This window comes from Nostoc sp. (genome assembly GCF_036916655.1).
Classification (GTDB): domain Bacteria; phylum Cyanobacteriota; class Cyanobacteriia; order Cyanobacteriales; family Nostocaceae; genus Nostoc.
Genome location: NZ_JBALFY010000074.1, coordinates 1 through 22,360, shown reverse-complemented (window position 1 = coordinate 22,360; position 22,360 = coordinate 1). Strand labels below are relative to the sequence as shown.

Here is a 22,360-nt window from a genome sequence, read left to right as displayed (position 1 = left end):
ACTCCTAACTCCTAACTCCTAACTCCTAACTCCTAACTCCTAACTCCTAACTCCTAACTCCTAACTCCTAACTCCTAACTCCTAACTCCTAACTCAACTTCCGATTCCTGCCAGAGTAAAGCAGAGAAATGGACTATGGCCAGAATTAGGGTCGCCACCGAAATCAGATAACTGTGTATTGTGTAAAGGTGTTCGACGGTAACTGTGTTAATGGCTCCACCGCCGGTTAGGATGTCGCGCAGTTGGCCACCAATGAAAGGAATAGCTTCGATAGTTCCTAGCTCAATGTTAAAACGCCAGTATCCTTCCTGAGTCCAATCTAAAATCATCGCTGTCCAATCCAGACCGATCGCACTTAGGGTCAACAGAATCCCACTAATCCAAGCTGTCAGCCAACTCTGGCGAAATTGCCTACCTAAAAACATCACCACAATTTGAATTAAGGCGATCGCAATTACCGCGTTACCAGCAATGTTATGCGCTCTCCAAAACAACCAGCCGTATGGCAATTGTGTATTAATCATCTTTAAGGAGTTATAAGCCCCGCCTGCTGTCGGTTCATAGTAAAAAGACAGCAGAACTCCGCTAGAAACATAAATTAAACACAGAGTCAAAATCACGACCGATAATATCGTCGCTATTCGTCGCAAAATCTGATCGAACTGGGTGCTTTGCATAGTTCACCCCTCCTGTTCTTAACTAAGTATTTATTCCTTTCTCATTTTAACTAAGAAATATTAATAGATGTTGCACTTCTCAAATAAAAATAAATTTTTATAATATTTTCGATTATGAACTAGCCTGTTTCAGACTTAAGTCTGAAGATCATAGTTTTTGCCTACTTAAGCAGACAAAAACTATTTAATAGCAATCTAGAACAGTGTATTTTTATTAAAATAGACCATCTAGGTTTCAGTGATTAAGAGTACCATTTCCAGACAAAACTGGTATGTTGTCTAATATGTGTGAGAGGGCTTCATCTCCTTTTGCTTGTGTTGAATTCTCTGTACATAGTTGATTTTTTGGCGAACTTAAAACAGGGATATCTTGAACTCCTACATTTACTAAAGCAAGCACGGATTGAACATTGGCTTTAGCAGGTAAACCTATACATGGTTTGTTGAGAGTTCCTTGAACCAATCCGAGTTGAGGAGACACACTGCCTTCTCTAGTTTTTTGGGCATCTGCGGTTGTTTGAGCATAAGCGGGAATACTTGCCAAGAAAAAGAGTACGCTAATTACAACCATTAGCCTTGCAACTGTTTTGATTAAATCTTTCATAAGTCCTCTCGTGTATTTGGAAAGTAAAAAAGAAGTTTTGTTGTTTGCCAATATTTGATTTTTTCTATGTATTATTATACATTAAACTAAAGATTTTGAACCTCACCTAATGTTAGAATACTTGTGTGTACACCGTAGCCTTTTTAAAGGGACGATCTAGGTTTGAGGTGTTCAGTACGTAAATTCTGTGGTCTAAGAAAGACGACTTTAGCTATTAGCCTAGTAATTCATTGCATTGCTAAACAATTGTTGGAAATAACGCAATATATTAGATTAAATCAAATATTGCACCCAAGCTTTTAAGGGTTCTGGTGAGCCATACCAAATTCCAGGACTTCTGGGAGAATGCCTGACACCTTCAATCACTAGATTTTCTGCACCTTCCAGGTGAGCAGCTTCAATTGGTGTGATGCCATCTCCCCAAGTGTTACCCTGACCACAGGTTAATTGGTAACTGCTGTAAGCTAACCAACTACCAGGCCGCCTTTGGCCAAAGATGGTTTTGCCAGCCACACAAATGTAACGAACGTTTTTGTGAAAGGCTCCTGGGTAGTTATTGGTGACAAAATCTAGATTGAAGCGCGTCCAGCGTTCTTGGCTAATATGAGGTGTACCCAAGGTGATGAGATTAGCAACCAGGGGATGCGCTTCCCAGAGAAATGGTTTGACACCACCGCGTCCCAAATAGGGTTTTTCTCCCATATAAATACGGGATATCCAACCTCCGGCTGAGTGACCAATTAAGTTAACTTGAGTAGCATTATATTGCTGCAATGTATGCTTGATTGTGCGATCGAGTTGTTGCAAAATTGGTGTTACGGGTCTTCCTCCTAGAGTGGGGAACCAGTCGCGCCGTCGCAGTGGTACTGTAACGGTGGGGAAATCTAACTGCTGTAAAGATTGTTCTAGTTGGCGATAAGCGATCGCACTTTCTAGATATCCAGGTAAAATAACTGTCGGTAACGGCATTTGAAATTTTGGATGCAGTGATTGAGGGTTTGAACTTTTTAGCCGAAGAAGTAGTCATGATTCAAGAGCTAGAATTGCGATCGCTTGACTCACTCCTTTGATAAAAACCGAAATAGCTTTGGTGGGGTTTAGAACGAGAATGCTCATAAAATTGTACAATTTGCAACAGTTTTAGGGGCTGCCGATGTGGTAGTATTTTTACATAGGGACTACTCTTGGATAAGCAAGTGTGCCATCTGTTACAGAAGCGTAGTTGACTGGAAACCAATAAAAATAACAAGGCAACATCTGCTGAAGTTGTAATTTACCGAGAGTTGTGCGTTTACTTATAACTTTATAAATATCCCAGATATTAATTTTAGTTAGGTTTAATTGGGTGCATCATAAAAATAAGAAATCAAAAGTAGTAATTTTTCAAATATCTCTTTAGCAAGTTCAAATTTTGAAGATTATGATACAGCGTCATTGATTAATTAAAAACTTGAATAAATGGCAATTTTGGCGTTTTGATTGCCAGCAGAGGAAGTTACTATTTCCTTAGAGGAACGCATCTCTTACAAGACATTAAAATATAGTCGGAAAGAGAAAATCGCTAGTCAACTGCAACTGAGTCGAGTGAACGATAACAGCCATGTCTTACGTCTCCCTGCTGAAAAATATACCAGACATCTTAAGCCAACCAATTGGGATAGCAGCGATCGCATCCCTTGGCATCCACGGTGCGATCGCCATGATTGTGCCATTGATGCCTATGGAGTCTAACAAGCCCAAAGAAACAGCATCATCCAAAACAGTCGGACTTTTGGAATTGAGCCAAGCCGACCAAAATCGTTTGCCCCAAACCACGCCCCAGGTTGGTTTACAACAATTTCCTCCAGTAGCACCACTTTCGGCACCGAACTTTAGCCCCCAAACTGGATTAACCCCATTAGCGCCACCGCCATCCAGCCAATTCGTACTGCCTCCGCTACCCGCATCATCGAATAACTATTCAGTCTCATCCTTGCCTACAAGGCAATCTTTGCGGATGATTCCTAGTGATAATTTACGATTTGACGCCTCGAAATTTGACAGTTCTAGATACAATACCAGCGCCAAATTTTCTCCATCAGTTCCTCGTGTCAATAATATTGCCAGTAATAATATTGCCAGGAATAATATTGCTAGCAATTATGAGCCATCTAAGCCGCTAGCTTTAAATAGATTGCCAGAATTGCAGGCACAGAAAATACCAGATAATATTCTGCAAAATCCCCAATCTCCAACATTCTCTAACACAACCCCCATTGCACCAGCACAGGGAAATATGACTTCGCCAATGACGCAACCAGTTAATAATGCGTCTAGAATTGGTCAAAACCCGCTGATAAATTCTCTAAAACAAGCTCCAAGAAATGGGGATGCTTTAATCGGGAGTAGGGGAATCACGCCCCAGACACCTGATTTATCGGTGAAAGGAACTCAGCAGGCGATCGCACTGCTAGACTCTTACGCAAACCTGAGAAAAGAAGTCCAGCAACAATACCCCAACGCTGAACAAAAACCAGTCATTCGCCAAACATTACCCACGGATCGGCCGAATCTTCAAGGTGCTGTTTTGGGTGTATTGGTTGTAGATCCTGATGGTAAGGTCTTAGATATCAAGTTTCAAGACAAGCTAATTTCCCCAGAATTGCAACTAAAAGCAAGAGAATACTTCAACAAGCAATCCCCTAAGGGAGATAAACAGATTAGTTCTTATCCCTTTAACTTACGTTTCCAAAACAGTACTAACAATACTACTGAGGCTACTCAAGAGCAAAAGCCCTCGTCATTATCTACACCAGGAATAAATAACAATCAGCTTACGCCTTTACCAGCCGCTACTTCTAAACCGTTACCTGATTTGCGAATCAGAAATAACCAGCCTACGTCCTTACCGACAGGTATTCTGAAACCATTAGCTACACCAGGAGTCAATGGCAATCAACCTGAGTTCTCACCAGTAGCTACTCCCAAACCATTATCTGAACTGAAAATCAAAAATAATCAGTCCACGCCTTCATCAGCATCTACTAATTCCGAAGCCTTGTTGCTGCCAATAGTCAATAAGGGTCTGGCTACACCCTCGGTTGAATCCGATCAAAAATTAGTAGAAGTATTGCGTCAAGTGAAGGAAAACAGAGAAAAATCTAATCCAGAGAAATAATCATCCGCTCGTGATTTGGGATGAAGAACTCCACGCCACTTGCGGGATGCAGTTTTAGGGCATGGGGAATTGGTAAGATTTCCCAATGCCCAATTCCCCAAGTTGTAAAAAAATTGTAGGTTGGGGAGCCACTGCGTTCATTGGTGACAACTTAAGTTGGAAATAGCTTAACTGTTGGCTTCCATGCCCGCCCGGAAATAAATTTTGGGGCTAATAGCTTAAGTCTACTGAAGTAGACTGGAGATTTTTAGCGATATTTAGTCATCTTCAGATGACTTTAGCTATTAGACGGGAATTTCAATTCCCGGCGGACAAGCGGTTTCGCGTTAAGTTGGCACCAATGCACTGCGTTGCGCGGGTTAAGAGCGTTGTAGCAAATGGCATTGGAGGCTTTGCCAAAGCCAACATCCTGATATTTATTTGTTGGGTTGCGCTCCGCTTCACCCAACCTACGTCTAATGCACTAGTTCATCGTAGATTCATAACATATAGTTAATTTTGGAGTTGGTTAGCGTAAATTTGCTTCTATTAGGGTGGGCTTTTGGGCCTACCCTACAAGAACTAGACGGTATAGCTGCATTTACCAGCCTTGTTCTGCATTCTGAAAAACGTAAGCAGCTACCTCCAGAATATCCTCAGCACTTAACTTATCTTTAAAAGCAGGCATGGCATTTTTACCATTTTGTACTTGGTGGATAATCGCCTGGATTGAGTCACTATCATAATTTTCTAAGTATTTTGATAATGCTTCCTTTTTCAAAGTTTTCTGGATAATCAGGATATTACCGCCACCGATATGGCAAGAAGCGCAGTTAGCCTCAAAAATTTTAGCCCCGTTAGACATTTCGGCAGCTAGTGCTGGACTAATGAATGTCAATTTGAATATGGCGATCGCCGACATTAAAATTAATAAAAGTATTCTCAACAGAATTTCCTCGCAACAAGCCTCCAGCAAGAGTATAAACGCGATTAATCCCCGATTAAGTCAAATTTGATCAAAATTGGCGGCAATGAGTTCACTCCTCTATCGCTACAGGTTACTTAGCGTCTTTGGGAAGGATAGAACTTGTTGCCGCCATTGATGTCTTTTGTGCGTCACTCTAGGAGCGTGGCGTGTTGCGATGAACTAATTTCAGCGAGTAATCATCTTGTGTCAAACGCTGGTGTTTTTATCATTCGACAGTGATTGTACCAACCATGCCAGCACCACGGTGAGGAGTGCAGTAGAAAGTGTATTTGCCAACAGGCGCGTCTGCGGGGAAGGTTGTTTTTGTGGTTTGACCAGGATTCAACAGCAACTTTGTATGGGATAGTGATTGTGCTAAAGCGGCATCCTTACCAGGGTTTTTGGAAGGATCAAACACAACATTGTGGGGAGCAAGTTTGTTGTTCACCCATTCAACTGAGTCACCTGGTTTAATTGTCAACTTTTTCGGTTCAAATTGCAGCAGTCCTTTATCGCTACCTAATTTCACCTTGTAGGTTTCAGCCGAAGCACTGGGAGTAAAAACAGCAAAGCTGCTAACAACTAAAAGAATTGTCAACACAGCTAAACTAAGGCGTCGCCAGCTTGCCGAAATTAATTTCATAGCTCTCTCCTAACAAACAAATTTTTTTCCCTTTCTCATTTTAAATAAAATCAACGCCAAATATGACAATCTGTCATAGATAAATTTTTTTTTAATATATGGAGAGAAATTTATTGCAAAAAACTGTGTGATTCAGAGGGGAATGGGGAATGGGGAATGGGGAATGAATTCTTCCCAATGCCCAAGCCCCTATTCCCAATGCCCTATTCCCAATGACTCAGTTCCAGGATTTAGTAATAAATTTTTCCGCCTCCCCACTTAGTACCAACGATTTTGGGTTGTAAAAGAATATGACCGGCGATCGCCTCCAAGTCCTCATCTGTCAGATTTCGCACTGCTGTGAAAATATCTGCGCTTTTGAGACTGGGGTGTATTTCGGAAATCTCTTCTTCCCCGTCGTAAGTAGTGGGATTTTTCAGGTAATCGACTAAGCCTTCAATGTTATTACGGTTGGGTGTTGCCAGTGCCAGGTCTTCTGGAGTGAGTCCCACGTTTTGATTTGTCTTGGTAACTCCACCAGCATGACATTGGGCGCAAGCGTAATTAAATAAACGTTTGCCTTCTTTGACTTGTTTAAGGCTGAGTACGACGGTATCACCTTGAGTATTTAATGGCACTGTTCGGGTAGCTTTGTCCAGTTCCACTGCTGTCGCGCTACCGACAAGCAACTGAAACGAGAGTAAAACAGTAGCCACAACAACGCCAATTAGTCTTCTAAACATGTTTCCCCTTAAAAATTTTGACGCTCAACACAGCTAACTAAGAACGCGATTCTCAATCTCCAAGCTGCTAATTGCTAATGACTCATTGTTTTTTATCATTAGCTATCAGTGATTAGCCAAAGCCGAGATAACCCTTTAGGTGACTTCGTTATCGCCCACCGAGTCGCTAGTACCTTTTGGGCGTATTTCAGACGATATTTGGGAAATAATTGCCTTTGCATCTTCTAACGCCAAACGGGTTTTTTGGTGTTTGTAGGCGATTCCCAGTTGGTTGCACAGAGAAAACACTTGTTCTACAGGAATGCTGTAGTCGGCTGCTATCTCTGCGATCGATAGGTCTGCAAAACCCATAATGCTTATTAACTGATATATAGAGATTGAGTCTCTGTAATACCAATATCACGTTAGGAGTCCAATTTGTTGGCCAAAATACTCTTTGGGGATCGGGAGGAGGCAGGGGGCAGGGGAAGCAGGGGAAGAATTTTTAACTCTTGACTAATGACTAATGACTATTAACCTTTTCCTCCGGTAAAGGTGACGCTTTGGATAAAGTAACGGTTAAAAAAGGCGTAAATACCTAAAGCTGGCAGGGTAAAGACCATAGAAGCCGCCATAATGTAGTTCCAATAGCTGATGTATTGACCTTTAAAGGTGTTCAGCCCCAAAGGGAGGGTAAACATTTCTGGGTCAAATAGGATAACTATAGGTAGTAAGAAATTATTCCAACTTCCCATAAACACAAATACTGCTTGTGCTGCTAGTGCTGGCTTTGCCAAAGGTAAGACAATATGTCGAAATATCCCAAAGGTATTTAAGCCATCGAGTTGAGCGGCTTCTTCTAGTTCTTTAGGAAAATTAACAAAAAACTGCCGCATCATAAAGATAAAAGTGGCATTAACCATGCTGGGCGCTATCATGCCTTGGTAAGAATTCAGCCAGCCGATCGCTTTTAAAATTAAAAATGTGGGAATTAGGGTGATTTGTGCTGGGACTGCTAGTACTGCCAAGATTAGGAAGAACCAAAAGCGCTTGCCTACAAAGTGCAATCTTGCCAAGGCATAACCAGCCATTGAATTTAACAATAAGTTTAAAAGCATGACGCTGATAGCGATCGCTACACTGTTAAACAACCAGCGCCCAAATAGCGGTTCTTGGAGAAAGATTTGCCTGTAGTTATCGAGAGTAAAATTCTTGGGGAGAAAGTTGGGTTCACCACTGACAATCTCTGATAGCGGCTTAAATGATGCTGAAAGTGCCCAGAGAAAGGGTATTAGAGTAATGATGGCATAAAGTGTCAGCAGGACGTATAACAGGGCTTTGAGCCAGGATAAGCCAGAGGTGTTAGTCACATTCGTTCGCCTCCGAAAAGTTGCCGCTGAATCAAAGTGATGGCAACGATCGCTGCTGCTAACAAAAATGCGATCGCAGCTGCATATCCCATTTGTAAATTCCGAAACACAGCTTGATAAATCAGCAGCACCACAGTTAAGGTAGCGTTGTTTGGCCCGCCAGTACCGCCAGAAAAGATGTAAGACTGGTCAAAAAGTTGAAAAGTCCCAATCACCCCCACTGCTACCACAAAGAAGGTTACAGGCTTAAGCAGGGGAAGAGTAATGTAGATAAATTGCTGCCATCCATTTGCGCCATCGAGTTCCGCCGCCTCATAAAGTGCTTGGGGTATATCTTGCAACGCCGCCAGATAAATCACCATAAAAAACGGCGCAGTTGACCAAATGTTCATGATCATAATGCCTTTGAGCGCAACTGCTGGATCGCCCAACCAGTTATAAGTCGATAGCCCCACAAATGCGAGAAAATCGTTTAGTAGCCCATCAGTGTTATAAATCCACATAAAGATCAGCGTCAGCACTGCTGAAGAAGTAACTGTGGGCAAAAAATAGAGAATGCGCCACCAGTTTTTACCACGAATCCCAGAATTCAGAGTTACCGCCAGAATTAAAGCTAGTACGGTTTGAGTTGGCACAACAATTGCTACATAAGCTGCTGTGTTTCTCAAAGCAATCCAAACCCGTTCATCTTCAGCCAATCGCGTGAAGTTCCGAAAACCGATGAACTCGTACTCAATACCGCCGAGAAGTTGGACTTTTTGCAGGGAAAGAAAAACAGCGTAGAGAATGGGTAAGACTACAAAAGTTCCCAAAACTAGAATTGTGGGCATCATGAACATATACCCAGCCAAGTTTTCGGTGATGTTCCACCTGGAGTTATTCCGTCGCCTGTTGATTTCAAACACTACTGAACCTCCATCTAATCTCGCACTAACCCGAATGTAGCGATGAATTGTGCATGATTATTTATCGTACTCCCAGACAAAAATAAAGACATTGCCTGTGTGCGTTAGCTGGATATGTCAGTTAGGGAACTATATATTTAGTTTCTTTGGGATGCTCACAAAATGTCATATACAGCCTATTTACGTTCGATTAAAAGTAAACTTCAGAGAACTGGTAAAACTCAAAAAAGTCTACGAGTCAAAACTATCATAGAACAGTTTGGCTACCAGCGTAGAAGTCAATCATTCATAGATGATTTTAATACTGCCCTTGATGAATTGGGGCTTTGTGCAAATCCTCGGTTGGATTTACATGTTCCCTTAGATACAAAAATAGCTATTTCTATTAAAGGTGTAGAACCAACAAATGAAGTTGCGGAACCTCAATCAATTTCAGCCAAGCTAAAAGAGGCGATTTCAGTCAAACATGATTTTTTCTACTACTTGTTTGATTTTGGTTCTGAACAAGAATATGAACGATTTCAAGCGTGTTTAGATTCTCAACAGCCAATAGGTATTTTTTTGATTCCACAAGTAGAAGATTTCTTCTGTGATATTGTTGTCAAAATCTTTAATTATGAATTAATTAGAAAATCTCAATATGGAGGCTATCATAGTATACCAAAAGTTGCCACTAGGAAAATTTCTACAAGTATTCTCTCAGAAGAAGATAAAGATTGTGTAGATGAACAAGAAAATCCTATCTCTGATGCTAGTATTTTCCAGTTTCATCGCTCAACCATGACCAGTATTATACTTGGCAATACTGGTTTAGAGTTGCTTGATTCTGAAAAATTCGATCAGCAGTTTGAACAGATATCACTATATGCAAATAAATATAATTCCGAACAGTTTTTCATTTTGTTTCATTGCCCATCGGCATTAGAAATCCAAGCCCATCAGCAAGAAGATGCTTTAGGATACTTGGTAGATAGAGTTGCTAGTAAAATTCCTTTTACTTTTACTCTCAGATGTAAATATCCAAATGAAGCATCTATTGAATATAAAGAGGAGGTGTACGCCCATTTCCGTCTCCTGCTGGAACTTCCATATTATGAAATCGAGGAAGATGATGCCTCTTTGCAAGATTATTTTGTGGAATTACAAAAGGCTCAAATGCAGGCTGAGTCTCAGTTATTTCTGAAGATGAAGTCTGAACATTTTTATACTCTGAAGTGGCAGCAGGAAAGTAAAGAATATATTTACCTTAAGTATTTTGCTATTAAAACCTTGGAAAGCTTAGGATATGGATTGTCTAATATTGACTGTGAAGTTGAGTTGACTTCTAGGGATGAAGAAACAATCGATGAAGATACATCAGATGATGATGATGATGAGTACCAAAGTGAAATTATAGAAGTCTATGTGAAAAATCAGGTAGTGGTTGAGATAGAAACTCTCAAATACCAAGAATTTCAAGATAATAATCTTTTTTTAGATTCAATTAAAAGAGTTTTGAGAAAATCAAAAGTATGGCCAAATCAACTAGAAAGTCTTTGGTTGGTAATTCCTGGTTTTGAGATCGCACGCAACTATTACCAACTGAAAAAAGCTAAGGAAATATTAGAACATAAGTTTTCTGGATATTATGGCGATCGCTTCCAAGTTATAATCATGGCTCCTGATTATGAAAAACATCAATTAGTCCCAGTATCATTTGATTCTATCGAATATCCATCTTTTAAGTATGGAGCCAAAAAACCTAGTTTAGTCCAAGCATATCCAATTACTAACCGCATCAAAGAATTTAAGCTTGACTTTAGCCAAGTACAAGGGCTAAACGAAGAAAAAGAAAAACTAACTAGACTTTTGAAGCTGCAATCTAAAGGACATAAGAGTTCAATTGGTGGAATCCTTTTCTATGGTTTACCAGGATGTGGTAAAACTCTACTAGCAAATGCCTTTGCTAATGAGTCTGGAAGATATTTCTTTAAGTTCTCTCCTGCCGATATTGTCAGTGTTTGGATAGGGCAAAGTCAAAAGAATATTCGAGATATCTTTGCTCAAGCTAAGAAGAAATCTCCTTCGCTTTTATTCATTGATGAGTTAGACAGTATTGGGTTTAATCGTAATGAAGACAACGCACACACAGACCAAAAGGCAACTATCAATCAATTACTGATAGAACTAAATAATCTGCAAAATAGTGATGTAATTGTCATTGCTGCTACTAATTATTTGAGTGGTATTGATAGTGCCTTGAAACGTTCTGGTAGATTGGATTGGAAGATTCCTGTTTTTCCACCCGATAAAGCAGAGAGGATAGATTTGTTCAAACACTACCTATCAAAAATTGATATGAATCAGCTAGTTAACTTGGAAATTATTGCAGATAAAAGTGGGAGATTTACTTCATCCGATATTGAGTTGGTTTGTCGGGAAGTTAGAAATGCTATTCTTTTAGAAGAAATTAGCTCGGCTTTAACAACTTCAGATGTGATTACTTACATCAATAATCTGCAAGATGGTGGCTTAAGTCTTAACGAAGGACAAGTCAAGGAATTTTTGGAAGAGTGTAAGAGAATGAGTGTAAAGAATCCTAAGTTAGAAACTCTGAAATTAGAATGGGGACTGTATTAGAGGTTGTTTCAAAAGTCTAAATTAATACTATCCCCGTCGATTAGAAATCGCGGTTATACAGACTAAACCCACCTTCGTGAGTTTGAAAGACCTAGTTTTTAGTTAGTCTGCCTGCGCGGACTAAGTTTTGTGTGGTAGTGAATTACAGCGCTTCAGGCAGCTATGAGGTACATCCTCAAAGCTGAAAGCTATGATAGGAAAGGGCAAGAAAAAAAACTGTACTGTATTGCATAATAGCTGTCAGTGCTTTAACCCAAGTTTTTCTAGTCCTCTTTTAGAGGACTTGCACCATTAGACAGGGAATTCTATTCCCTGGCGGTATGTATTGCATAATAGCTGGAAGTGCTGTACATGAGACTGTTGGTCAATTCACGGTGGGTTTAACCCCTCACCCCTAAAACATTGGTTTGGTCTTGCTTTCCCGCCCTGAAATAAATTTCGGGCTAATAGTTCAAGTCCGTTTCAACGGACTAAAATCAGAGTAATCAGAAATGATGGGTTAGACCCCCTATTAATTCGCCAACAGAGTCATTACAGCGCTTCCGGCTATTATGCAATACAGTTTTTCTCCTTGCCCTCTCCTATCAAAGCTTTCAGATTTGAGGATGTACCTCATAGCTGCCGGAAGTGCTGTATATTCGCCCAAAACTTTTTAAAACCAATTGATTGCTGTTAAAATTGTTACCTTCGCAAACTCTTGATCGGCAGTTACCAAACTTGCTGAATTTTGAATCGCCATTGCTGCAATAATTGCATCTGGTAGTTTCAACCGATATTGCTGGCGAATTTCAATGATTTTCTTAATCAAAACAGCATCACTCGCCACTAAATTGACAACCTAAACTCGTTGCAAAAACTGCTCAAAAAGCTGACGATCCTCTTTACTCAGCCCAGAAAAGGCGAGAAATTCAATTTGGCTAATGACTGAAACTCCAATCCAATCAGCACCTTAAAATAATTGAATAAGTTGAGAATTTCCTTGAAGCAGAGCTACTATCGCATTCGTATCTAACACGTAGCGATTACCACTCATCGCGTAGATCCCTCTGCATTGCTACCGCATCTCCCCGCCAAGTTAATCGCCCCACCAAATCAGAGAAATCATAACTAGGTTGCTGCTTTTCCTCTGACGAAATTGGATTCAAAACAACTACAATATCCACTTCAACCGCCGCTAACTGCGTTGGAATATTAAGATTTAAATATCCTGATTCATCGATTTTAGTTGTAAGTTTTAAAACTTCCATTGCCAAATAATTAGTAAACCTCATCTTATTCTAGATTTTGTAGAGCGAAGATTGCTCAATTAGATCCCCAGAACCCCGACTTTTTTGAAAAGTCGGGGTTCTTGTGCCTCAGGTGAAAATTTCCAAATACGCGCAAACACCTTCAACAGAGGAGCTATTTGGAGAGATGCGCGGTAAAGTGAAGTACTTTAAGGATTTAACTACACCAACCACTGAGGAATGGACAAGAAGTGATTTGGTAGAGGTAAAAAAGATTGCTTAGACTAAGTATTACTCCATCGCCCTAATTTGCTGATTAGCTTCATTCTCTGCTTTTACCATTGCCTGCTTTAATGGTTGTTGACTCAACAAGGCGCTGACAAACTGGTTATCAAAATTATTCACGATCGCACCTGGATATTTCCCTACTTGCCACGGTGTAGCATAATTAACTCCTGCCACTAAAGGCGATCGCAGTGGATCTTGTTCATAGCCCAAATTCTTTGCCACTGATTTACGTGTTGGCAAAGCAAACCCTGTTCCTGTCCACTTTTGCATCCCTTCTTTACCTGTGAGATAAGAAATCAACTCCCAGGCTTCGGCTTTGTGTTGTGCTTGCTTATTCATCACGTAGGCAACTGTAAACACCATCGTGCCTTTTTTGCCATTAATAGTAGGCACTTGTGCGGTAGCAAACTCTACTTGGGGAAAGGTTTCAGTTAGATAGGGAATTGCCCAATTACCCTCAATCACCATTGCCACTTTACTTTGACCAAACATTTCACTACCTGAGTTTGTCCCCACATCAGATTTTTGGGCAGAGGAACGGTCTTTTTGATACTGGTTTACTACCAACTCTAAACCCTGTAAACCCGTCTCACTGGCAAAGGTTGCATAACCATTTTGATCGATGAGTTGTCCACCAAAGGCTTTAATCTTATAAGCCTGACGCGCCAATTCTGGAATTTCCCCAAAGCCATATTTGTTAAGTTTGCCTGTCAATTGTTGCGAGTAGTTACGTAATTCCTCCCAAGTTGCTGGCGGACTACTCAAGCCGGCGGCGGCGAAGGCTTTTTTGTTATAAAACAGAGCGAGGGTGGAATAGTCTTTGGGAAATCCATAAATCTGGTTCTGATATTTAAAACTGTCGAGTAGGTTATCCTCAAAGTCTGCTAGGTCAAATTTGGGGGTGATATAAGCATCTAACGGTTCTAAGACATTTTGACTCATCAAAAAAGGAGCTTCCAGCGCATCCAGATAAAAGACATCAGGCGCGGCTTCTCCAACCAAACGAGTTTTAATTACATCCATGTATTGGTCGGAAATTACCTCATATTTGACCTTAATTGTCGGATGTTGTGCTTCAAAGTCTTGCAATACTACTCTCAAGAGTTTTTGCTCAACGGGAGAACCTCCCCAACCACTGAGTTTGATGGTGATTGCGGTAGATGCTAACGGTTTGCTTGGCAATTGTAGACTTTGACAAGCAATAATAGCGATCGCGATCGCCATCACCAATGCCAAAAAATTAAATAATCCTTTATTGTTCACAAACAACTAATATTCTCTTTCTTCGCTTATACCTTGTGTTACGAAGGAATGATGTTTTACTTATTTAAAATTTTTGTTGAAAATTGCAAGCTAAAATAACGAAAAATTATCAGCAATGCTAATTAAAGCATACTGATTTCCTCTGCAACCGGATTTATCCAGGGTACTTCACCCATAAGCATAGATTATGGATTCTGTTCAGGTTGAAACAACTGCGCCACTGACTCTAGAAATTGCCCAGATTGCCTCACCACCAATAGCAATCTCTCCAAATTCTCGAATTCCCAAGGATAGTATTCGCACTAGTTTAAAAGCATCCACTGCGGATTCTGTCTTAGCATCGGTTTATTCTCTTGGAACTAGTGGCATTTTACTCAGCAATTTATTGGTGGAATTGGGTGCTAGTCCAGTGATATTTGGGATGTTGTCTTCTATCCCGATGTTGGTCAATCTTATTCAGCCTTTGGGTGCTTATTTATCTGAACGCAGCACCAGCCGCTTTCAATATTCGCTTCGGACGCACGGAATTGGTCGGCTGTTATGGTTGGTTTTAGTAATTGGGATTGTCAGCATCAATTGGGGAGTAATTGATACTCAACAGTTAGTAATATTGACACTATTGATTGTTCTATTGAGCAATCTTTTGGGAGGATTAGGAACTGCATCGTGGCTAAGTTGGGTGGCAATGATAGTTCCCCGGCGATTACGAGGTAGGTATTTTGGAACACGCAATAGTGCTGCGAACCTCACCACTTTGATTTGCGTACCAATGGCTGGACTAGTTGTATCACATTGGTATGGGGGATCTTTACAAGGCTATGGGGTCGTCTTACTGGTAAGCATTGTCTTTGGAATTATGGGATTGGGGTGTCAATATTTCCAGGTGGATATAAATCCCCAATCGCAAAACACTTATTATGGTAAGTCACCACAAACAACTGAGATTCAATCAGACACTACAAAAGATGAATCTGAAGTACTTCAGTCAATTCATTTGCCACAAGACCAGTTAACTAACAGTATTTGGAAAAATTCTAACTTTTTGATATTTCTGCTGTATTTTAGTTTCTGGAATCTTGCTGTTAACCTCAGCAGTCCTTTTTTTAACCTCTACATGCTGGACACGCTGGATTTGGATGTGAGTTACGTGACTATTTATAACAGCCTTCAGGCGGGGGCAACTTTGCTAATGCTTATCCTGTGGGGAAAATTAGCAGATAAGATTGGTAATCGTCCCATCCTCATCTGTATTGGGATTTTGGTTGGAGTCACACCACTCCTCTGGCTGGGAATTGGTGCTAATCGCCTTGATATCTGGTTGTGGCTACCTCTATTACACATCTTAGCTGGAGGTACTTGGGCGGCCATTGACTTGTGCAGTAATAATATACAATTGGCGATCGCACCAATTAAAAATCAGTCTATCTATTTTGCGATCGCAGCTGCCGTTGCTGGAGTGAGTGGCGCTTTAGGCACAACTATAGGCAGCTTTCTCGTCCAATTTGCTCAATCTGGAGGCTTACTAGGCTTGTTTGCCCTCTCTGGTCTATTCCGACTAGTAGCCCTTGTTCCACTCATGTTTCTTCAAGAGTCAAGCAGAGGGTGAGGGATTGGGGAGCAGAGGAGCAGGGGAGCAGAGGAGCAGGGGAGCAGAGGAGCAGGGGAGCAGGGGAGCAGGGGAGCAGGGGAGCAGAGGAGCAGGGGAGCAAGGGTGCAGAGGAGTTGTAGTAAGTTTTATCCCCTCTGCCCCTCTGCACCTCCGCCCCTCTGCCTCTTTTCAATGCCCAATGCCCCTACCCCATACTTTATTCTGCGGCGGTAGAAGTCAAAGACATTGTTTCCCACAAAACCATGTGAGGTGTTGTTAGTACAGGCTGGTGTAGAGCAATCAGCTGGGCTAGGGTGTTCTTTAATTGAGTACGGGGTACGATATCATCGACAAAACCATGCAGGAGCAAATCTTCAGCAGTCTGAAAATTTTCGGGTAGTTTTTCTCGTAGGGTTTGCTCAATCACTCGCCGACCTGCAAAACCAATGGTTGCCTTGGGTTCTGCCAAGATAATATCACCCAACATTGCAAAACTAGCGGTAACACCGCCTGTTGTGGGATTGGTCAAAACGGGAATATATAATAGTCGGGCGTCTTTATGGCGCTGTAGGGCTGCGGAGATTTTCGCCATCTGCATCAAGGAGAGCATTCCTTCCTGCATTCTCGCGCCGCCGGAGGTGCAGATGATCGCTACAGGATATCGCCGTTGAGTGGCTTGCTCAATCATGCGGGTGAGTTTTTCTCCCACAACTGAACCCATACTACCGCCCATGAAGCGGAAGTCCATAACTCCAAGGGCAATGGGCAAACCATTGATTTGACCTAAACCAGTGTTAACCGCGTCTATTAAGCCAATTTTATCTTGTGTTTCTCGTAAGCGATCGCTGTAGAGTTTGCGATCGCGAAATTCCAGCGGATCGGTTGGACGCAAATGCTCATCCAGGGGTTTCCAGGTATTATGATCTATCAATTGACGGATGCGCTCATCGCTGTCTACCCGATTGTGATGACCACATTCCACACAAACCATTTGATTGGCTTTCAAGTCTTTTGTATATGCCAATACTCCACACTTAGAGCATTTATGCCAAAGTCCATCAGCAATTTCACGCTCTTGGCGTTCGAGGCTGGTAGATCCTGACTTCCTTCGATTTGCAAACCAATCAAATAGAGACTTTAAACCACGTGATTCTTCGTTGTTAGCCATTTTTTATTTTATTTTAAGTGGGTATGAGGTCGAAAACATGTCAAATCGTATTGGGTTGTCCTTAATCATTAGTGACTTGTCTTTGCTAATGACTTAATGACTACATCGTTAAACTACGCTTTTAAGCAATTCAGACCTTAATTTTCATCTTTGGTTGCCAGCTTAACGAAAATACTTATACCAATACAAGTCTCTTGCTCTTTTTTTCAGCAGACTTAATTATATGGACGTACTGACAAAGCTACGAGAATACCAACCTCCAAATAAGATGCTCTCTCCCTCCCACCCAAATCAATTACTTCGTATTTCTAGGTTGTAAACAAGCGGCATCTGTTGCACTAGTTGTACTTGCCAACGGTTAATCGTCGTTAAGAGGGTAATACAAGTCACAAGCTGAATATTATCAAAATGTGAAGGGCGGATGGGGTAATGTTGGTTACAGTCACGAATTTTGAAGAAGAATTCAGAAGTCAGAAGTCAGAATACAGAATTCAGAATCAAGACGCTCGATACCGACGCGCAAAGGGAATCCTTGAGCGTCTGCATCGCTCTAGGGGCATTCATTGAAAAGAGGCAGAGAGGCAGGATGCGGGGGGCGGAGGGGAAAATTCTTCTCCCTGCTCCCCTGCTCCCCTGCTCCCCTGCTCCCCTGCTCCCCTACTCCCTATTCCCCACTCCCTTTAGTTCTAGTTCTAGTTCTAATTGTTCTTCCTTCTGACTGGTGGAAAGTATTTGCGGAAGTTGTTCGATTTGGAAGTACTGATGAAATTTCGGGGTTATTTGCAATGAGTAGGAACGAGAATCACTGTCTCGGCGCTTGCGGATGAAACCAAGTTCTACGAGTTCTGGAACGTGTTGATATACCCCTGAACCGCGCAGGTTAATTAAGTCGCTCTGGAGTATAGGACTATTGAGAGCGATCGCAGCTAAAGTCCGCAATGCACCTACACCCAATTCCACTGGTATCATAGTTTGCACCAAATCATGAAAGTCAGACCGTAGTTGCAAACTGTAACCATCTGGGGTTTCTATGACCTCTAGGGCGCTATCTCGGTGGGCATAGTTGTCCATGAGTTCAATTATGCTTTCCTTGACAGTGGCGCGATCGCACGCGGCATACTCGGCGATTTCGCCGAGCGACAAGGGTTTACCCTTTAAATAGAGAATTGCTTCTATCTTCGTCGCTGTGGCTGTAATCATTTAGTCATTAGTCATTAGTCATTAGTCATTAGCAGATGACAACTAACAATCAACAATGTGTATGGGATTGTATCTTAATAACATAAGTCGAAGAATATTTTGACACTCTCCAATTAAAAACTGAGTATTGAGCATTGGATTTTATCCCCCTAGTCCCCAATCCCCAATCCCCAATCGCCAGTTCCCAGTCCCTAATCCCTAATCCCCAATCCCTCTACTTGTGAGAATAAATTCTGCGATCGCTAAATCTTGTGGAGTGGTAACTTTTAAATTTGTCTCCTCTCCCTCGACAATTCGGACTTCGATGCCGCACTTTTCAAATAAAGCGGCGTCATCAGTTACTTCCCAACCTTGACGGGCACCCTCAGCATGGCACTGTTTCAATAACTTGACATCAAATCCTTGGGGAGTTTGTGCCGCCCATAGTTGTCGTCTATCGGGTGTTTCTTGAATTATCCCTTGTTCATCGACAACTTTAATGGTGTCTTTGACCGGCACACCAGCAATTAAACCGGGACAATGGCGAATTGCCTCGGCACAAGAGTTAAATAATTCTGGTGTAGCCAAGCATCTAGCACCATCATGAATCAACACTTGCTCTGCGTCTACTGGTAGAGATTGCAAACCATTGTAAACAGATTCTTGCCTGGTAGAACCGCCTTGAATTAATTCTACTGGTTTGGTCAGCTTCAGCTCGGCGAGAATTGTATTGAACTCTGGCCAATCGGTAAACTGAGAAATAATCCCGATCCAACTGATGCTACTGGCGGCTTCTGCGGCTAATAGAGTCCAAGCAATAATTGGTTGTGATCGCACTTTCAGCAGGAGTTTATTACGGTTACTCCCCATTCTTTTTCCGATTCCAGCTGCGGGAATTAGTAAATACACAGAATTCCTCAATCTTTAAGCTATATATTTTCCCCTAAAATAGGGAGCGAGTAAGCGTCAATAAATATTATGCGAGTAGTAGCCCTTGTACCTGGCGGAATTGGCGACCAAATTCTCTTCTTTCCGACTCTAGATGACCTGAAGCGCCATTACCCTAACGCTCAGATAGATGTCGTTGTTGAACCCCGGTCAAAGGCTGCCTACCAAGTGAGCAAGTCGGTTCACGAGGTACTGAACTTTGATTTTCAAGACCGTAATAGTCTGGCAGATTGGGGTAATTTGGTCGGCAACATTCGCGATCGCGAATACGATGTTGCCATTGCTGTTAAGCAAAATTGGTTGGTAGGTCTTTTACTCTGGTTGACGGGAATTCCCATACGTATTGGCTACCAAGGCAAAGGATCGGGTTTTCTTACCCATGCTGTGCCGTTCAAACCATCCCAATATGCGGCAGCATTATACCACGATTTGCTGCAACCATTGGAAATAAATAGCCCCGTCCCAGAGTTAGCCGTAAATGTGCCAAAACCAAATATTGAGTGGGCACAAAAGGAACAAAAACGTTTAGGGGTGCATGAAACAGGCTATATCTTGATTAATGGCAGTTCTGGCCAGTTATCTAAGTCTAAAGAACTGGATAAAATCTACCCTGTCGAAAGTTGGAATCAAATTATTCATGGCTTCCAAGACAAGCAGCCGGATCTGCCTGTGTTGGTCGTTAAGGGGATTGATGATGAGCAGTTTGTGCGATCGCTCCTGGAGTCTTCTCCAGACATCAAAGTAACTGCCCCCGATGATATTGGCAAGTTAACTGCCATAATTGCTGGCGCAAATTTGCTGCTGTCTACTGATAATGAGGCACTACAACTAAGTGTTGCTGTCCAAACCTATACCATTGCCCTATTTGGGGACACCGATCCGGTTAAGTTGCTGCCGAAAAACGATAAATTTCTGGCCATTGAATCCCCTACGGGAAAAACGGCGGATATTTCACCAAACGCAGTTTTAGAGAAGATTTGGGGCGGCTAAACCAGTCGTTTTTTGAAGAATTCAGAATTCAGAATTCTGAACAAGAAAGGAAACGGGCGGTTAGAAACCGCGTCTATACAAACAAAACCCACCTCCGTGGGTTTCAAACCCTTAATTTGACTTTAGTCCGCCTCTGCGGACTTTGCCTGTATAGCCGCGAATTCTATTCGCCAGGTCTTAAGTTGACAACACTCAGCATTCGGAACTCAGCACTCTTCATTGAATTCTGGCTCCTGACTCCTGAATTCTTTCTGATTTAAAATATCCCGAAAAAAGCATCATCTAACTCATAGCCTAGCATTTGGGCCATAGATTTCAGCCGCGATAGGCTGGGGATGTCTTGCTGTTTGAGCCAATCACCTAAGATAAAAATTTTGTGCATCAGAAATATCTCTAAGGCTTCAGGATTATACTGAATACCTTCTTGGGAACTAAACTGGTGTGGTACAAGCATGGCAGCATAACGAGCAAATTCTCCAGCTTTCCAATCTAGTAAAAATGGCAACCAGGGATATTTGGCATCTAGGCGCACAAACCACAGCCGCACCTCTGGAATCTCTGAGAGTTCCCGTGGATCGCCAGGTTCGAGATCGTAATTGATATCAAAGCGTAGCTGCTGTTCATGGGATGTAACCCCATCTTGCAGTAGTTTATCAATCACCGTTGATGCAGGCGACAGATCCAGATTGTTAATGAAGTCATTATTGAGTGCGATCGCAATTGTTATTGATTCAGCAGCCACTTTCTTGATGCTCAACTGTAGGATCGACAATATACAGTAGCAGCTTTCAGCGATTGACGCTACATTGACCTCTAAAATTGACATCCTTCCCGTTGGCGCAGCCTCTCCAAGAGTTGGGTACGCACGAGGAAGAATGAGTAATGAGTAATAAGTAATAAGTAATGAGTAAATACCCATTTTTCATCCACTCATTACTCCTTACTCATTACTTTAAAGCCGTGCTGGAAGCAAGGGGTTTTAAACCCATTTTTCTGATAAATTAGTATTTACTGATACTTTTTTGCTGTTGAAGAAGAATTCAGGAGCGGAGCCGGAGACGCTCCGCCTCTGGTCAGAATCAAGACGCTCAAATACTCGCTATCGCAGCCTCTCCTAACTAAATAATTACTACATGATTAATATGGTATGCCATGAGAATTAGCCTACTTAGGTAAGGCAATGCCTGCCCCAAGGTGGACATTTACAGCAATTTTAAGTTAAAGTTGTAATGAGTTTGTTTTAGATTAAGGTCTGACAAAGTAGCCGTCATACAAGCCAAAAAAATCATTATCGCCCCCTGTTACTTCCGCAGCATCAAAAGCCAAAACATAAGTACAGGTCAAACAGCGGTGTGCAATATCATTGCATATATTAAATAACCAATAAACATTTAGATGGGAAAATTCCCTCAACAGTTAATAAGCTGTAATATGCAAAAACAAACAATTACTACAAAACCAATTCGTTCCTTAGAAGATGCGCTTGAGCGCTGTCAAATCTTGGGTATGCGCGTCAGTCGTCAGCGTCGCTTTATTCTGGAACTACTTTGGCAAGCAAATGAACACCTTGCAGCAAGAGAGATTTACGATCGCTTGAACCTACAAGGCAAAGAGATCGGTCATACTTCTGTTTATCAAAACTTAGAAGCATTATCAAGTCAAGGCATCATTGAGTGTATTGAACGCTGTGATGGGCGTTTGTACGGCAATATCAGTGACTCTCACAGTCATGTTAACTGTATAGATACAAATCAAATTCTCGATGTTCATGTAGAACTGCCAGAAGATTTTATCCGCAAAATTGAAGAACAAACAGGAGTGCGGATTACTGAGTACAGTATTAACTTTTTTGGCTACCGTAATCCGCAGGAGGGTTAGGGATTGGGTATTGGGTATTGGGGACTGGGGATTGGGGGAGTTGACATCCTCACCGCCGTGTTCGCCCTTGGCGTTCCCGTTGGCGCAGCCTCTCCAAGAGTTGGGTACGCATTCTTAACCCTGTTTTGTCACTCTAGGCAGAGGAAAAGTACAAATCAGGGTGATTCATGAAAATAAAAATTGAACTGGTGAGGTTATAAATAATAGATT

The 22,360-nt window shown here is 41.7% G+C and carries 22 protein-coding genes; 6 read left to right on the top strand and 16 right to left on the bottom strand.

Annotation, left to right across the window (positions count from 1 at the left end; all coding sequences use genetic code 11):
* Window positions 1–74: 74 nt before the first annotated feature.
* The 3 genes from V7L31_RS21300 to V7L31_RS21290 form a co-directional block, all read right to left on the bottom strand.
* A complete protein-coding gene (locus tag V7L31_RS21300; RefSeq protein ID WP_334698101.1) occupies window positions 75–677 on the bottom strand; it encodes a cytochrome b N-terminal domain-containing protein in 603 nt (200 codons plus the stop codon).
* Window positions 678–912: 235 nt separating this feature from the next.
* On the bottom strand, window positions 913–1,281 hold the full coding sequence (locus V7L31_RS21295) for a rodlin (RefSeq protein WP_334698100.1): 369 nt from the start codon (window positions 1,279–1,281) through the stop codon (window positions 913–915).
* A gap of 273 nt (window positions 1,282–1,554) precedes the next feature.
* On the bottom strand, window positions 1,555–2,250 hold the full coding sequence (locus tag V7L31_RS21290) for an esterase/lipase family protein (RefSeq protein ID WP_334698099.1): 696 nt from the start codon (window positions 2,248–2,250) through the stop codon (window positions 1,555–1,557).
* 631 nt (window positions 2,251–2,881) lie between these two features.
* Between V7L31_RS21290 and V7L31_RS21285 the strand changes: the two genes are divergently transcribed.
* Window positions 2,882–4,438, top strand: a complete 1,557-nt coding sequence (locus tag V7L31_RS21285) for a hypothetical protein (RefSeq protein WP_334698098.1) — start codon at window positions 2,882–2,884, stop codon at window positions 4,436–4,438.
* A 580-nt stretch (window positions 4,439–5,018) separates the two neighbouring features.
* On the opposite strand, the gene petJ is transcribed toward V7L31_RS21285, so the two are convergent.
* The 6 genes from petJ to V7L31_RS21255 form a co-directional block, all read right to left on the bottom strand.
* On the bottom strand, window positions 5,019–5,363 hold the full coding sequence (gene petJ / locus V7L31_RS21280) for a cytochrome c6 PetJ (protein ID WP_334698097.1): 345 nt from the start codon (window positions 5,361–5,363) through the stop codon (window positions 5,019–5,021).
* A 247-nt stretch (window positions 5,364–5,610) separates the two neighbouring features.
* Complete coding sequence (petE, locus tag V7L31_RS21275) at window positions 5,611–6,027, bottom strand: plastocyanin (protein WP_334698096.1); 417 nt, start codon at window positions 6,025–6,027, stop codon at window positions 5,611–5,613.
* A gap of 230 nt (window positions 6,028–6,257) precedes the next feature.
* The gene (psbV, locus tag V7L31_RS21270; protein WP_179065906.1) at window positions 6,258–6,749 is read right to left on the bottom strand and encodes a photosystem II cytochrome c-550; all 492 of its coding nucleotides are present in this window, start codon (window positions 6,747–6,749) and stop codon (window positions 6,258–6,260) included.
* A gap of 135 nt (window positions 6,750–6,884) precedes the next feature.
* Window positions 6,885–7,100, bottom strand: coding sequence for a hypothetical protein (locus tag V7L31_RS21265; RefSeq protein WP_292722469.1), 216 nt, complete (start codon window positions 7,098–7,100; stop codon window positions 6,885–6,887).
* Window positions 7,101–7,261: 161 nt separating this feature from the next.
* The gene (locus tag V7L31_RS21260; RefSeq protein ID WP_334698095.1) at window positions 7,262–8,098 is read right to left on the bottom strand and encodes a carbohydrate ABC transporter permease; all 837 of its coding nucleotides are present in this window, start codon (window positions 8,096–8,098) and stop codon (window positions 7,262–7,264) included.
* Window positions 8,095–9,003 (bottom strand): carbohydrate ABC transporter permease, encoded by a 909-nt coding sequence (locus V7L31_RS21255; RefSeq protein WP_334698094.1) that lies wholly within the window; start codon window positions 9,001–9,003, stop codon window positions 8,095–8,097. Before V7L31_RS21255 ends, V7L31_RS21260 begins: the two co-directional genes overlap by 4 nt.
* A 162-nt stretch (window positions 9,004–9,165) precedes the next feature.
* Between V7L31_RS21255 and V7L31_RS21250 the strand changes: the two genes are divergently transcribed.
* Entirely contained in the window at window positions 9,166–11,622 is a 2,457-nt protein-coding gene (locus V7L31_RS21250) for an ATP-binding protein (protein ID WP_334698093.1), read from the top strand.
* Window positions 11,623–12,274: 652 nt separating this feature from the next.
* Here V7L31_RS21250 and V7L31_RS21245 read toward each other — a convergent pair.
* Entirely contained in the window at window positions 12,275–12,448 is a 174-nt protein-coding gene (locus V7L31_RS21245) for a PIN domain-containing protein (protein ID WP_334698092.1), read from the bottom strand.
* 196 nt (window positions 12,449–12,644) lie between these two features.
* Window positions 12,645–12,893: a hypothetical protein gene (locus tag V7L31_RS21240; protein WP_334698091.1), complete on the bottom strand. Its 249-nt coding sequence runs from the start codon at window positions 12,891–12,893 to the stop codon at window positions 12,645–12,647.
* Window positions 12,894–12,972: 79 nt separating this feature from the next.
* Between V7L31_RS21240 and V7L31_RS21235 the strand changes: the two genes are divergently transcribed.
* Complete coding sequence (locus V7L31_RS21235; protein ID WP_334698090.1) at window positions 12,973–13,131, top strand: hypothetical protein; 159 nt, start codon at window positions 12,973–12,975, stop codon at window positions 13,129–13,131.
* Between the two features lie 8 nt (window positions 13,132–13,139).
* Here the strand turns inward: V7L31_RS21235 and V7L31_RS21230 are convergent, their stop codons facing one another.
* The gene (locus V7L31_RS21230) at window positions 13,140–14,360 is read right to left on the bottom strand and encodes an ABC transporter substrate-binding protein (RefSeq protein ID WP_334698103.1); all 1,221 of its coding nucleotides are present in this window, start codon (window positions 14,358–14,360) and stop codon (window positions 13,140–13,142) included.
* A 226-nt stretch (window positions 14,361–14,586) separates the two neighbouring features.
* On the opposite strand from V7L31_RS21230, the gene V7L31_RS21225 reads away from it, so the two are divergent.
* Window positions 14,587–16,005, top strand: a complete 1,419-nt coding sequence (locus tag V7L31_RS21225) for an MFS transporter (RefSeq protein ID WP_334698089.1) — start codon at window positions 14,587–14,589, stop codon at window positions 16,003–16,005.
* Between the two features lie 199 nt (window positions 16,006–16,204).
* Here the strand turns inward: V7L31_RS21225 and accD are convergent, their stop codons facing one another.
* The 3 genes from accD to ispD form a co-directional block, all read right to left on the bottom strand.
* On the bottom strand, window positions 16,205–17,155 hold the full coding sequence (accD, locus tag V7L31_RS21220) for an acetyl-CoA carboxylase, carboxyltransferase subunit beta (protein ID WP_334698088.1): 951 nt from the start codon (window positions 17,153–17,155) through the stop codon (window positions 16,205–16,207).
* A 657-nt stretch (window positions 17,156–17,812) separates the two neighbouring features.
* Complete coding sequence (scpB, locus tag V7L31_RS21215; protein WP_334698087.1) at window positions 17,813–18,355, bottom strand: SMC-Scp complex subunit ScpB; 543 nt, start codon at window positions 18,353–18,355, stop codon at window positions 17,813–17,815.
* A gap of 198 nt (window positions 18,356–18,553) precedes the next feature.
* Entirely contained in the window at window positions 18,554–19,243 is a 690-nt protein-coding gene (ispD, locus tag V7L31_RS21210; protein WP_334698086.1) for a 2-C-methyl-D-erythritol 4-phosphate cytidylyltransferase, read from the bottom strand.
* Window positions 19,244–19,312: 69 nt separating this feature from the next.
* Here ispD and V7L31_RS21205 point away from each other — a divergent pair, with 69 nt between their 5' ends.
* Entirely contained in the window at window positions 19,313–20,272 is a 960-nt protein-coding gene (locus tag V7L31_RS21205; RefSeq protein WP_334698085.1) for a glycosyltransferase family 9 protein, read from the top strand.
* A 256-nt stretch (window positions 20,273–20,528) separates the two neighbouring features.
* On the opposite strand, the gene V7L31_RS21200 is transcribed toward V7L31_RS21205, so the two are convergent.
* The gene (locus tag V7L31_RS21200) at window positions 20,529–20,999 is read right to left on the bottom strand and encodes a CRR6 family NdhI maturation factor (protein ID WP_334698102.1); all 471 of its coding nucleotides are present in this window, start codon (window positions 20,997–20,999) and stop codon (window positions 20,529–20,531) included.
* A 704-nt stretch (window positions 21,000–21,703) separates the two neighbouring features.
* Between V7L31_RS21200 and V7L31_RS21195 the strand changes: the two genes are divergently transcribed.
* On the top strand, window positions 21,704–22,150 hold the full coding sequence (locus V7L31_RS21195; RefSeq protein ID WP_334698084.1) for a Fur family transcriptional regulator: 447 nt from the start codon (window positions 21,704–21,706) through the stop codon (window positions 22,148–22,150).
* Window positions 22,151–22,360 lie beyond the last annotated feature (210 nt).

Bases quoted from the DNA above. Each gene is read 5' to 3' on its own strand.
- V7L31_RS21300 (WP_334698101.1), bottom strand. From the start codon at position 677: ATGCAAAGCACCCAGTTCGATCAGATTTTGCGACGAATAGCGACGATA.
- V7L31_RS21295 (WP_334698100.1), bottom strand. From the start codon at position 1,281: ATGAAAGATTTAATCAAAACAGTTGCAAGGCTAATGGTTGTAATTAGC.
- V7L31_RS21290 (WP_334698099.1), bottom strand. From the start codon at position 2,250: ATGCCGTTACCGACAGTTATTTTACCTGGATATCTAGAAAGTGCGATC.
- V7L31_RS21285 (WP_334698098.1), top strand. From the start codon at position 2,882: ATGTCTTACGTCTCCCTGCTGAAAAATATACCAGACATCTTAAGCCAA.
- petE (WP_334698096.1), bottom strand. From the start codon at position 6,027: ATGAAATTAATTTCGGCAAGCTGGCGACGCCTTAGTTTAGCTGTGTTG.
- psbV (WP_179065906.1), bottom strand. From the start codon at position 6,749: ATGTTTAGAAGACTAATTGGCGTTGTTGTGGCTACTGTTTTACTCTCG.
- V7L31_RS21265 (WP_292722469.1), bottom strand. From the start codon at position 7,100: ATGGGTTTTGCAGACCTATCGATCGCAGAGATAGCAGCCGACTACAGC.
- V7L31_RS21250 (WP_334698093.1), top strand. From the start codon at position 9,166: ATGTCATATACAGCCTATTTACGTTCGATTAAAAGTAAACTTCAGAGA.
- V7L31_RS21240 (WP_334698091.1), bottom strand. From the start codon at position 12,893: ATGAGGTTTACTAATTATTTGGCAATGGAAGTTTTAAAACTTACAACT.
- V7L31_RS21230 (WP_334698103.1), bottom strand. From the start codon at position 14,360: ATGGCGATCGCGATCGCTATTATTGCTTGTCAAAGTCTACAATTGCCA.
- V7L31_RS21225 (WP_334698089.1), top strand. From the start codon at position 14,587: ATGGATTCTGTTCAGGTTGAAACAACTGCGCCACTGACTCTAGAAATT.
- accD (WP_334698088.1), bottom strand. From the start codon at position 17,155: ATGGCTAACAACGAAGAATCACGTGGTTTAAAGTCTCTATTTGATTGG.
- scpB (WP_334698087.1), bottom strand. From the start codon at position 18,355: ATGATTACAGCCACAGCGACGAAGATAGAAGCAATTCTCTATTTAAAG.
- V7L31_RS21205 (WP_334698085.1), top strand. From the start codon at position 19,313: ATGCGAGTAGTAGCCCTTGTACCTGGCGGAATTGGCGACCAAATTCTC.
- V7L31_RS21195 (WP_334698084.1), top strand. From the start codon at position 21,704: ATGCAAAAACAAACAATTACTACAAAACCAATTCGTTCCTTAGAAGAT.